The organism is Lutibacter sp. (genome assembly GCF_030692605.1).
Classification (GTDB): domain Bacteria; phylum Bacteroidota; class Bacteroidia; order Flavobacteriales; family Flavobacteriaceae; genus Lutibacter.
The window spans coordinates 1-10,156 of record NZ_JAUYUD010000122.1 but is presented as its reverse complement, the minus strand read 5'-3'; the positions used below and the strand labels follow the sequence as shown (position 1 = coordinate 10,156).

Genomic DNA, 10,156 nt, shown 5'->3' with positions numbered 1-10,156 from the left:
TTAACCTCACGGGCTTTCATTGATTCTTTAGCCATTCCTTAATTATTTTTAAATGGTAAACCTAGTTCACTTAATAATGATTTTGCTTCTTTATCTGTAGGAGCCGATGTTACAAAAGTAATATCCATTCCACCTATTTTGTTTACTTTGTCAATATCAATTTCTGGGAAAATGATTTGCTCTGTAACACCTAAATTATAGTTTCCTCTTCCATCAAAACCAGTTGCTTTAATACCGTTAAAATCTCTTACACGTGGTAATGAAACGGTAACTAATCTATCTAAAAATTCATACATTTTTTCACCACGTAACGTAACTTTAACACCAATTGGCATTCCTTTACGTAATTTAAATGATGCAACGTCTTTTTTAGATATTGTTGACAATGCTTTTTGACCAGTAATTTTTGATACTTCATCTAAAGCATAATCAATTAATTTCTTATCGGAAACTGCTCCACCAACACCTTTACTAATTACAATTTTTTGTAATTTAGGTACTTGCATCACATTTTTATAACCGAATTCTTCCATAAGAGCACTTACAATTTTGCTCGTATATTCTTCTTTAAGTCTTGGTAAATATGCCATCACTAAATTGCTTTATCGGATTTTTTAGAAAACCTAATTTTTTTGTCCCCTTCAATTCTATATCCTACTTTGGTTGTGTTACCTTTTTCTAATAACATTAAGTTAGATATGTGAATTGATGCTTCTTTTTTAACAATACCTCCTTGTGGGTTTTGTGCACTAGGTTTTGCGTGTTTAGATACCATATTGACACCTTCCACAATTGCTCTATTTTTATCTAGGAAAATTTTTACTATTTTTCCTTCTTCTCCTTTGTGATCACCTGCCATTACTCTAACAGAATCTCCTGATTTTATCTTTAACTTCATTGTCATAAATTTATTAAAGCACTTCAGGTGCTAATGATACAATTTTCATAAATTGTTTTTCACGAAGTTCTCTTGCAACTGGACCAAAAACACGAGTTCCTTTCATTTGCTCTGAGGCATCTAAAAGAACACAAGCATTATCATCAAATCTAATGTACGATCCGTCTTTTCTTCTAATTTCTTTCTTCGTTCTAACAACTACCGCTTTGGCAACTTGACCCTTTTTAACAGATCCATTTGGAGTAGCATCCTTAATTGCTACTACAATTTTGTCACCTATAGATGCGTATCGTTTTCTGGTTCCTCCTAAAACGCGGATAACTAAAACTTCTTTAGCTCCAGTATTATCTGCTACTCGTAATCTTGATTCTGTCTGTAACATATTATTTTGCTCTTTCTAGGATTTCTACTAACCTCCAACGTTTAGATTTACTCATTGGGCGTGTTTCCATTATTCTAACAGTGTCTCCAATATTGCAATCATTTGTTTCATCGTGCGCTACATATTTTTTAGTGCTTAACACGAATTTTCCGTACATAGGGTGTTTCATTTTTTTAACTTCATTTACAATAATAGATTTCTCCATTTTGTTACTTGAAACTACACCTATTCTCTCTTTTCTAAGATTTCTTTTTTCCATCTTTTACTTCTGAATACAATTATTGTAATTCTCTTTTAGTTATTTCTGTAGCAACACGTGCAACAGTTCTTCTAAGTGTTCTCAATTGCATTGGAATTTCCAATGGTGATATAGAATGAGTTATTTTTAACTCAGAATAACTCTTTTTTAAACTTCCAAGTTTTTCTTGTAACTCTTCGGTTGATAATCCTTTAATTTCTGATTGTTTCATTTTCTTAATCGGTTATTAAGCGTTATCAAAATCTCTAGCTACAATAAACTTCGTTTTAACAGGAAGTTTTTGTGCCGCTAAACGTAAAGCTTCTTTTGCTACGTGAGCAGGTACTCCACCTACTTCAAACATAATTCTTCCCGGTTTAACAATGGCTACAAAATATTCTGGAGCTCCTTTACCTTTACCCATACGAACTTCTAATGGTTTTTTGGTAATAGGTTTATCTGGAAATATTTTAATCCACAGTTGACCTTCTCTTTTCATATGTCGAGTTGCCGCAATACGCGCTGCTTCGATTTGACGAGATGTAAGTAAGTCTTGTTCTAAAGCTTTGATACCAAATGTTCCGTTAGAAAGCTGATGCCCTCTATTAGAATTTCCATTCATTTGCCCTTTCCCCTTCTGTACTTTACGATATTTAACTCTCTTTGGCTGTAACATTTTAACTTCTAAATTTTAAAAATTTATTTTCTTTTGCGAGCTTGTGGTCTTCTAGATGGGCCTGCACCTTTCTCATTACCCTTTCCTTGTTTTTTAGAAAGACCAACTAATGGAGACAATTCTCTTTTACCATAAACCTCACCCTTCATAATCCACACTTTTACTCCTAAACGGCCGTAAGTTGTATGGGCTTCAGCAAGTGCATAATCAATATCTGCTCTAAAAGTAGAAAGAGGTATTCTTCCTTCTTTATAATGCTCTGAACGAGCCATCTCTGCGCCATTCAAACGACCAGAAATTTGAACTTTAATACCTTCCGCATTCATGCGAATTGTAGCAGCAATAGCCATTTTTATTGCTCTACGGTACGAAATTCTACTTTCAATTTGTCTTGCGATACTAGCAGCTACTAAACGAGCATCTAATTCTGGACGTTTAATTTCAAATATATTAATTTGAACTTCTTTCCCAGTAATTTTTTTAAGTTCTTCTTTTAACTTGTCTACCTCTTGCCCACCTTTCCCAATAATAATACCAGGTCTAGCAGTAGTGATAGTAACGGTTACAAGTTTAAGTGTACGCTCAATTATTACTGTTGAAACACTTGCTTTTGATAATCGAGCATTCACATACTCTCTTATTTTATAATCTTCAGCAATTTTATCACCGTAGTTTCTTCCTCCATACCAGTTGGAATCCCATCCTCTGATAATTCCTAAACGATTTCCTATTGGATTTGTTTTTTGTCCCATTGCTACTTATGATTGATTACTTACAATTTTACTTCCTAAAACCATTGTCACGTGATTAGAACGTTTTCTAATTCTATGAGCACGACCTTGCGGTGCTGGTCTTAACCTTTTTAACATTCCTGCGCCATCAACAAATATTTCTTTTACAAATAAACTTGCATCTTCAATATTTGAATTTTCATTTTTCGCTTGCCAGTTAGCAATTGCACTCAAAAGTAGTTTCTCTAGATTAATAGCAGCCTCCTTTGAATTGAACTTTAAGATTTGAAGCGCTTTTTCAACTTCAACTCCTCTAACTAAATCTGCAACTAAACGCATTTTTCGTGGTGAAGTAGGACAGCCTGTAAGCTTAGCAAAAGCTAACTGCTTTTTCTCTTCTTTAATTTGCTGTGATCTTATTTTTTTACGAACTCCCATATCCTACTATTTTTTTCCTTTATTTTTTGCTCCACCATGTCCTCTGTAAGAACGTGTTGGAGAAAATTCTCCTAACTTATGACCTACCATGTTTTCTGTAACATAAACTGGTACAAACTGACGACCGTTATGCACAGCTATAGTTTGTCCTACAAAATCAGGAGTAATCGTAGATGCTCTTGACCAAGTTTTAATTACCGATTTATTTCCAGATTCTATATTCGCTTGAACTTTTTTATCAAGTTTACGAAAAACATAAGGTCCTTTCTTTAATGAACGTGCCATATCTTAATTATTTTTTTCTACGTTCTAAAATATATTTATTACTCGCTTTGGTCTTAGACCTAGTTTTGAATCCTTTTGCAGGGATACCATTTCTAGATCGTGGATGTCCTCCTGAAGATTTACCTTCTCCACCTCCCATTGGGTGATCGACAGGGTTCATTACAACAGGTCTTGTTCTTGGTCTTCTTCCTAACCAACGAGATCTACCAGCTTTACCAGAAACTAATAATTGATGATCTGAATTAGATACTACTCCAATTGTAGCCATACATGTTAACAAGATCATTCTTGTTTCACCAGAAGGCATTTTAACAATTGCATATTTACCTTCTCTTGCCATTAACTGTGCAAAAGAACCAGCACTACGAGCAATAACAGCTCCTTGACCTGGATGTAATTCTATACAAGAAATAGTTGTTCCTAAAGGAATTTTACTTAACAACATAGCATTTCCGATATCAGGAGTAGCTCCTTCACCAGAAACAATAATTTGTCCAACTTTTAAACCATTTTGAGCGATCACGTATCGTTTCTCACCATCAGCATAAAATACTAATGCAATAAACGCAGTACGATTTGGATCGTATTCTATAGATTTTACTGTTGCAGGAATACCATTTTTATCTCTTTTAAAATCGATAATACGGTACTGTGCTTTATGACCACCACCTGTATAGCGCATCGTCATTTTTCCTGAATTGTTTCGACCTCCAGATCTTTTATTCGGAGCTGTTAAGCTTTTTTCCGGCTTATCAGTAGTAATGGTGTCGAACCCATTTACTACTCTAAAACGCTGACCTGGTGTTATTGGTTTTAATTTTCTAACTGACATTTTTTATCTTTTCTTAGATCTTGTTATAAAAATCAATACTTTCTCCATCTGCTAACTGAACTATCGCTTTTTTATAAGCTCCAGATCTAGCTTGAACCATTCCACTTTTAGTGAATTTTGTTTTACGCTTTACTGGGTAATTCAATGTTTTTACACTTTCAATTGAAACTCCGTATGATTTCTCAACGGCACTTTTAATTTCAAGTTTGTTAGCTTTCTTTGCTACTATAAACGTATAACGATTAAATAATTCGCTATCATTTGTAGCTTTTTCCGTTATAATAGGTTTAATTAAAATACTCATCTTCGTACCTATTTACTTAAATTAGACTCAATTCCTTCTAAAGATCCTTCTGAAAGAATAACTTTATTTGCATTTAACAATTCGTAAGTACTTAACCCTGTGTTCATTACAGTTTTAGATCTTTTTAAATTGCGCGAGGACAAATATACATTATTATTTGTTTCAGCCAATACAAATAAGGATTTTTTGTTTTCAATTCCTAAAGCTTGTAAAACAGCTGTAAAACTCTTAGTTTTTGGAGCTTCAAAATTAAAGTCTTCTATAACAATAATATTGTTCTCTTTTGCTTGAATACTTAAAGCAGATTTACGAGCCAATCTTTTTAAACCTTTATTTAATTTAAAAGAATAATCTCTTGGTCTTGGTCCAAAAACTCGACCACCACCTTTAAAAAGAGGAGATTTTATACTTCCTGCTCTAGCAGTACCTGTCCCTTTTTGCTTTTTAATTTTTCTTGTACTTCCAGAAATCTCAGCTCTTTCTTTAGCTTTATGAGTTCCTTGTCTTTTATTTGCCAAAAATTGCTTTACATCTAAATATACCGCATGATTGTTTGGCTCAATTCCGAATACAGCATCAGAAAGTTCTACTTTTCTTCCTGTATCTTTTCCTAGTATGTCTAAAACTGATACTTCCATTATTTCTGAATGATTACATAAGCGTTTTTATGACCAGGAATTGCTCCTTTTATCACAAGTAAATTCTTTTCTGGAACCACTTTTAAAACTCTTAAATTTTGAACTGTTACTTTTTCTCCACCCATTCTTCCTGCCATACGCATTCCTTTGAATACTCTAGCTGGATATGATGCTGCACCAATAGAACCAGGTGCTCTTAAACGGTTATGTTGACCGTGCGTTGCTTGTCCAACACCGGCAAAACCGTGTCTTTTTACAACCCCTTGAAAACCTTTACCTTTAGAAATTGCTGAAACATCAACAAATTCTCCTTCTTCAAAAAGCTCAACAGTTAGTTGATCTCCTAAATTGTGATTATCTTCAAATCCTTGGAACTCGACAACTTTTTTCTTGGCAACGGTGCCTGCTTTTTTAAAGTGACCGTCTAAAGCTTTATTAGAGCTTTTTGCCTTTTTGTCATCGAAACCAAGTTGAAGAGCTTTATACCCGTCGACCTCTTCGGTTCTGACTTGGGTAACTACGCATGGACCTGCTTCGATTACTGTACAAGGAATATTTTTCCCGTTTTCGTCGAATAAGCTGGTCATTCCGATTTTTCTACCTATTAACCCAGACATTCTTATTTAATTATTAATTATTATTCTATTTATTTATTCTAAAAAAAACAGGGTTAAAATACTTCAACCCTGAATGTATTTTTCCGTTTTTCCTTCGTCAATCGCTCCGGACATGTAATTAAAACTTCCGTTTTAACTTTAAAGTTTATTAAACTTTAATTTCTACCTCAACTCCACTAGGAAGTTCTAATTTCATTAAAGCATCAATAGTTTTTGATGATGAACTATAAATGTCTAATAATCTTTTATAAGAACTTAATTGGAATTGTTCTCTAGATTTTTTGTTTACGTGTGGAGAACGTAACACTGTGAAAATCTTTTTATGAGTAGGTAATGGAATTGGTCCGTTTACAACTGCTCCTGTACTTTTTACCGTTTTAACGATTTTTTCAGCAGATTTATCTACTAAATTGTAATCGTACGATTTTAATTTTATTCTAATTTTTTGACTCATATCGTTTATAATTTAGAGATTAACCCTTTGCTTTTAATATTACATCTTCAGCTATATTTGATGGAGTTTCAGCGTAATGTGAAAATTCCATTGACGATGATGCTCTACCTGATGATAATGTTCTTAATGTAGTTACATAACCAAACATTTCAGATAATGGAACTGTTGCTTTTACAACTTTTGCTCCTGCTCTATCATCCATAGCGTTTACTTGACCTCTTCTTCTATTTAAATCTCCCACAATATCTCCCATGTTTTCTTCTGGAGTTACCACATCAATCTTCATAATTGGCTCTAAAATAACCGGCTTACAAGCTTTCGCTGCAGCTTTATATCCCATTTTTGCCGCCAATTCGAATGATAATTGATCTGAATCCACTGCATGGAATGATCCATCAAACAACTCTACTTTTAAACTATCCATTTCGTAACCTGCTAAAGGTCCGTTTTTCATAGCCGCCTTAAATCCTTTTTCAATAGAAGGAACGAATTCTTTAGGTACATTTCCTCCTTTAATAGAGTTTACAAATGTTAATCCTGGTTTATCAGCATCTGCAGGGCTCATTGTAAATTGAATATCCGCAAATTTTCCACGTCCACCAGATTGTTTTTTGTAAACCTCACGGTGTCTTGTTTCTGTAGTAACTGCTTCTTTATATTCAACCTGAGGTTGCCCTTCGTTTACTTCAACTTTAAATTCGCGCTTTAAACGATCCACAATAATTTCTAAGTGTAATTCACCCATTCCAGAAATAATTGTTTGACCTGAAGCCTCATCAGTTTTTACAGTAAATGTTGGATCTTCTTCAGCTAATTTGCTTAAAGCCATTCCTAATTTATCAACATCTGCTTTTGTTTTAGGCTCTACAGCAATACCAATTACAGGGTCTGGAAAATTCATCGATTCTAATACAATAGGATGCTTTTCATCACACATTGTATCTCCAGTCTTGATATCCTTAAATCCAACACCAGCACCAATATCTCCAGCTTCAATATAATCGATAGCATTTTGCTTATTAGCATGCATTTGATAAATACGTGAAATACGTTCTTTTTTACCAGAACGACTATTCAATATATAAGAACCTGCATCTAAACGACCTGAATATGCTCTAAAAAATGCTAAACGACCCACATAAGGATCTGTAGCAATTTTAAAAGCCAAAGCCGCGAAAGGCTCATTAACAGATGGTTTACGCAATTCTTCTTTCTCTGTGTCTGGGTTAATACCAATCACACCTTCTTTATCAACTGGAGAAGGTAAATAACGACAAACAGCATCCAATAAAAATTGAACTCCTTTATTTTTAAAGGCAGAACCACAAACCATTGGAATAATAGACATATCCATTACAGCAGCTCGAAGTGCGGCATGCACCTCATCTTCAGTAATAGAATCTTCGTCTTCCATATATTTTTCTAAAAGATTTTCATCATAAGCAGCAACTTCTTCAATTAATTTGCCACGTAATTCTCTCGCTTCTTCTTTTAGTTCTTCTGGGATTTCTACAATATCAAAGGTAGCTCCCATTGTGTGGTCATGAAAAATAACCGCACGGTTTTTTATCAAATCAACTATTCCTTTAAAGTTTTCTTCATCACCAATATTAATAACAATAGGCACTGCATTAGAACCTAGCATTTCTCTAACTTGCTGACAAACAGCCAAAAAATTAGCTCCTTGACGGTCCATTTTATTAACAAAACCTATTCTTGGTACTTTATAATTATCAGCCAATCTCCAGTTAGTTTCAGATTGTGGTTCAACACCATCCACTGCACTAAATAAGAAAACTAATCCGTCTAAAACTCTCAAAGAACGATTTACTTCTACTGTAAAGTCAACGTGACCAGGAGTATCAATTATATTAAAGTGATAACCCATTGCGTCAGCAGTTGGCTCTCCATTCTCTGTTGGGAATTTCCATTCACAAGTTGTAGCTGCGGAAGTAATTGTAATACCTCTTTCTTGTTCTTGTTCCATCCAATCCATAGTTGCAGCACCATCGTGTACTTCACCTATTTTATGGGAAACACCAGTATAATATAGTATTCGCTCTGTACAGGTAGTTTTACCCGCATCAATATGAGCAGCAATTCCTATATTTCTTGTATATTTTAAATCTCTAGCCATTATTTCTTATTAAAATCTAAGGTGAGAGAATGCTTTATTTGCATCTGCCATTTTATGTACATCCATTCTCTTTTTAACTGCTGCTCCTTCTTCTTTTGCAGCCGCTAATACTTCTCCAGCTAAACGCTGAGCCATTGATTTTTCGTTACGTTTTCTTGAATAAGAAATTAACCATTTAATTGCAATAGACACCTTACGGTCTGGTCTAATTTGCGATGGAATTTGGAAGGTTGCACCACCAACTCTTCGGCTACGAACCTCAACTTGTGGCATTACGTTACTTAACGCATCTTTCCAAATTTGTAATGAAGATTTTTCTTCGTCTTGTTTCTTTTGTTCTACAATGTCTAATGCATCATAGAATACTTTGAACGCTACAGATTTTTTACCATCCCACATTAAGTTATTCACAAAACGTGTTACTAACTGATCGTTAAATTTCGGATCTGGTAAAAGAACTCTTTTTTTCGCTGCTCTTTTTCTCATGTCTTTACATTAAAGTCTTTAAATTACTTCTTAGGGGCTTTTGTACCATATTTAGAGCGACGTTGTGTTCTACCTGAAACACCCGCTGTATCCAATGCACCACGTACAATGTGATACCTAACTCCTGGCAAATCTTTTACCCTTCCTCCTCTAACTAATACTATCGAATGCTCTTGTAAATTATGCCCTTCTCCAGGTATGTATGCGTTCACCTCATTACCATTTGTTAACCTTACCCTTGCAACTTTACGCATTGCTGAGTTTGGTTTTTTTGGTGTAGTTGTGTAAACACGTGTACAAACCCCTCTTCTTTGAGGACATGAATTTAAAGCAGCCGATTTACTCTTCTTAGTTATTTTGGTTCTTCCTTTTCGTACTAATTGCGAAATTGTTGGCATACTAAAATCTTGTTATATTTATTTTATTATCTTCTTAGCTCTTTTCTAAGAGTTTGCAAATGTACAACATTTTTCTTTTTAACCAAGTATGTGTTTATTTATTTTTAAATGATTTTACACCATATATATAATGATTAAAAAAGTATTCAATTTTTTAGCGCAAACCAATAATTAAACATCATTCTATTACTTTAATAAAATCAATGTAAGGTGTTTTTAAGATGATCCAACCATTAACCCGTATAAACAAGTATTATCTATGGAACCCAAATAATTATCAAAGTTGAATTTTAATTTTTTGTTATAATGAAATTTCAAAAACAATAATATTGAAAACCTAAAACTAATTATGATTTAAATTCCTCCCAATTTAGAACAAAAAAAAGTCTTTTCTGGAAAATATATTAACAACTATGTAAACTATGTATTTACAAATTATCTGATAAAATATATCAACTAATCAAGTTAATTTATATGGACTACGTATTTATAATCTTAATATAACCCGTTGTGCATTTATAAAAACAGGAATAAAAGTTGTTCATTGACTATATAAAGTCGTATATTTATTTGTATATCAAGCAATTAAATATATGAACAACTTTAAATCAAATTACGACAAAATTTTAGAAATATTAAAAA

General features: G+C 33.5%; 17 protein-coding genes. All 17 read right to left on the bottom strand.

The features are described 5' to 3' along the window. Positions 1 to 38 precede the first annotated feature (38 nt). Positions 39 to 590 (bottom strand): 50S ribosomal protein L5, encoded by a 552-nt coding sequence (rplE, locus tag Q8S45_RS13370; RefSeq protein ID WP_305605900.1) that lies wholly within the window; start codon positions 588 to 590, stop codon positions 39 to 41. A gap of 2 nt (positions 591 to 592) precedes the next feature. Continuing rightward, positions 593 to 898: a 50S ribosomal protein L24 gene (rplX, locus tag Q8S45_RS13365; RefSeq protein WP_371133031.1), complete on the bottom strand. Its 306-nt coding sequence runs from the start codon at positions 896 to 898 to the stop codon at positions 593 to 595. 13 nt (positions 899 to 911) lie between these two features. Next, positions 912 to 1,280, bottom strand: a complete 369-nt coding sequence (gene rplN / locus Q8S45_RS13360) for a 50S ribosomal protein L14 (RefSeq protein ID WP_305605894.1) — start codon at positions 1,278 to 1,280, stop codon at positions 912 to 914. Position 1,281: 1 nt separating this feature from the next. Beyond that, a complete protein-coding gene (gene rpsQ, locus Q8S45_RS13355; RefSeq protein ID WP_305605891.1) occupies positions 1,282 to 1,539 on the bottom strand; it encodes a 30S ribosomal protein S17 in 258 nt (85 codons plus the stop codon). A 19-nt stretch (positions 1,540 to 1,558) separates the two neighbouring features. Then, the gene (gene rpmC, locus Q8S45_RS13350) at positions 1,559 to 1,750 is read right to left on the bottom strand and encodes a 50S ribosomal protein L29 (RefSeq protein ID WP_305605888.1); all 192 of its coding nucleotides are present in this window, start codon (positions 1,748 to 1,750) and stop codon (positions 1,559 to 1,561) included. Between the two features lie 15 nt (positions 1,751 to 1,765). Beyond that, a complete protein-coding gene (gene rplP, locus Q8S45_RS13345) occupies positions 1,766 to 2,194 on the bottom strand; it encodes a 50S ribosomal protein L16 (RefSeq protein ID WP_305605885.1) in 429 nt (142 codons plus the stop codon). Positions 2,195 to 2,217: 23 nt separating this feature from the next. Next, positions 2,218 to 2,946 carry a 30S ribosomal protein S3 gene (gene rpsC / locus Q8S45_RS13340; RefSeq protein WP_305605882.1) on the bottom strand — a complete coding sequence of 243 codons (729 nt, stop codon included), beginning with the start codon at positions 2,944 to 2,946 and terminating at the stop codon, positions 2,218 to 2,220. Positions 2,947 to 2,952: 6 nt separating this feature from the next. Then, positions 2,953 to 3,363 carry a 50S ribosomal protein L22 gene (gene rplV / locus Q8S45_RS13335; protein ID WP_305605879.1) on the bottom strand — a complete coding sequence of 137 codons (411 nt, stop codon included), beginning with the start codon at positions 3,361 to 3,363 and terminating at the stop codon, positions 2,953 to 2,955. Between the two features lie 6 nt (positions 3,364 to 3,369). Then, positions 3,370 to 3,648 (bottom strand): 30S ribosomal protein S19, encoded by a 279-nt coding sequence (gene rpsS, locus Q8S45_RS13330; protein ID WP_305605876.1) that lies wholly within the window; start codon positions 3,646 to 3,648, stop codon positions 3,370 to 3,372. 7 nt (positions 3,649 to 3,655) lie between these two features. Further along, positions 3,656 to 4,480 (bottom strand): 50S ribosomal protein L2, encoded by an 825-nt coding sequence (gene rplB / locus Q8S45_RS13325; protein WP_305605873.1) that lies wholly within the window; start codon positions 4,478 to 4,480, stop codon positions 3,656 to 3,658. A 13-nt stretch (positions 4,481 to 4,493) separates the two neighbouring features. Beyond that, on the bottom strand, positions 4,494 to 4,784 hold the full coding sequence (gene rplW, locus Q8S45_RS13320) for a 50S ribosomal protein L23 (protein ID WP_305605870.1): 291 nt from the start codon (positions 4,782 to 4,784) through the stop codon (positions 4,494 to 4,496). 8 nt (positions 4,785 to 4,792) lie between these two features. Continuing rightward, positions 4,793 to 5,422 carry a 50S ribosomal protein L4 gene (rplD, locus tag Q8S45_RS13315; protein ID WP_305605868.1) on the bottom strand — a complete coding sequence of 210 codons (630 nt, stop codon included), beginning with the start codon at positions 5,420 to 5,422 and terminating at the stop codon, positions 4,793 to 4,795. Beyond that, complete coding sequence (gene rplC / locus Q8S45_RS13310; RefSeq protein ID WP_305605866.1) at positions 5,422 to 6,039, bottom strand: 50S ribosomal protein L3; 618 nt, start codon at positions 6,037 to 6,039, stop codon at positions 5,422 to 5,424. The genes rplD and rplC overlap by 1 nt, the downstream gene beginning before the upstream one ends. A 148-nt stretch (positions 6,040 to 6,187) precedes the next feature. Then, a complete protein-coding gene (gene rpsJ, locus Q8S45_RS13305) occupies positions 6,188 to 6,493 on the bottom strand; it encodes a 30S ribosomal protein S10 (RefSeq protein WP_089378517.1) in 306 nt (101 codons plus the stop codon). Between the two features lie 19 nt (positions 6,494 to 6,512). Then, positions 6,513 to 8,630, bottom strand: a complete 2,118-nt coding sequence (fusA, locus tag Q8S45_RS13300; RefSeq protein ID WP_305605859.1) for an elongation factor G — start codon at positions 8,628 to 8,630, stop codon at positions 6,513 to 6,515. A gap of 9 nt (positions 8,631 to 8,639) precedes the next feature. Beyond that, positions 8,640 to 9,116 carry a 30S ribosomal protein S7 gene (gene rpsG / locus Q8S45_RS13295; protein WP_305605856.1) on the bottom strand — a complete coding sequence of 159 codons (477 nt, stop codon included), beginning with the start codon at positions 9,114 to 9,116 and terminating at the stop codon, positions 8,640 to 8,642. 23 nt (positions 9,117 to 9,139) lie between these two features. After that, positions 9,140 to 9,514 carry a 30S ribosomal protein S12 gene (gene rpsL / locus Q8S45_RS13290; RefSeq protein ID WP_305605853.1) on the bottom strand — a complete coding sequence of 125 codons (375 nt, stop codon included), beginning with the start codon at positions 9,512 to 9,514 and terminating at the stop codon, positions 9,140 to 9,142. Between the last annotated feature and the right edge of the window lie 642 nt (positions 9,515 to 10,156).

Excerpts from the sequence above, each read along its gene's own strand:
- rplE (WP_305605900.1), bottom strand. The coding sequence starts at position 590 with ATGGCATATTTACCAAGACTTAAAGAAGAATATACGAGCAAAATTGTA.
- rplX (WP_371133031.1), bottom strand. The coding sequence starts at position 898 with ATGAAGTTAAAGATAAAATCAGGAGATTCTGTTAGAGTAATGGCAGGT.
- rplN (WP_305605894.1), bottom strand. The coding sequence starts at position 1,280 with ATGTTACAGACAGAATCAAGATTACGAGTAGCAGATAATACTGGAGCT.
- rpsQ (WP_305605891.1), bottom strand. The coding sequence starts at position 1,539 with ATGGAAAAAAGAAATCTTAGAAAAGAGAGAATAGGTGTAGTTTCAAGT.
- rpmC (WP_305605888.1), bottom strand. The coding sequence starts at position 1,750 with ATGAAACAATCAGAAATTAAAGGATTATCAACCGAAGAGTTACAAGAA.
- rplP (WP_305605885.1), bottom strand. The coding sequence starts at position 2,194 with ATGTTACAGCCAAAGAGAGTTAAATATCGTAAAGTACAGAAGGGGAAA.
- rpsC (WP_305605882.1), bottom strand. The coding sequence starts at position 2,946 with ATGGGACAAAAAACAAATCCAATAGGAAATCGTTTAGGAATTATCAGA.
- rplV (WP_305605879.1), bottom strand. The coding sequence starts at position 3,363 with ATGGGAGTTCGTAAAAAAATAAGATCACAGCAAATTAAAGAAGAGAAA.
- rpsS (WP_305605876.1), bottom strand. The coding sequence starts at position 3,648 with ATGGCACGTTCATTAAAGAAAGGACCTTATGTTTTTCGTAAACTTGAT.
- rplB (WP_305605873.1), bottom strand. The coding sequence starts at position 4,480 with ATGTCAGTTAGAAAATTAAAACCAATAACACCAGGTCAGCGTTTTAGA.
- rplW (WP_305605870.1), bottom strand. The coding sequence starts at position 4,784 with ATGAGTATTTTAATTAAACCTATTATAACGGAAAAAGCTACAAATGAT.
- rplD (WP_305605868.1), bottom strand. The coding sequence starts at position 5,422 with ATGGAAGTATCAGTTTTAGACATACTAGGAAAAGATACAGGAAGAAAA.
- rplC (WP_305605866.1), bottom strand. The coding sequence starts at position 6,039 with ATGTCTGGGTTAATAGGTAGAAAAATCGGAATGACCAGCTTATTCGAC.
- rpsJ (WP_089378517.1), bottom strand. The coding sequence starts at position 6,493 with ATGAGTCAAAAAATTAGAATAAAATTAAAATCGTACGATTACAATTTA.
- fusA (WP_305605859.1), bottom strand. The coding sequence starts at position 8,630 with ATGGCTAGAGATTTAAAATATACAAGAAATATAGGAATTGCTGCTCAT.
- rpsG (WP_305605856.1), bottom strand. The coding sequence starts at position 9,116 with ATGAGAAAAAGAGCAGCGAAAAAAAGAGTTCTTTTACCAGATCCGAAA.
- rpsL (WP_305605853.1), bottom strand. The coding sequence starts at position 9,514 with ATGCCAACAATTTCGCAATTAGTACGAAAAGGAAGAACCAAAATAACT.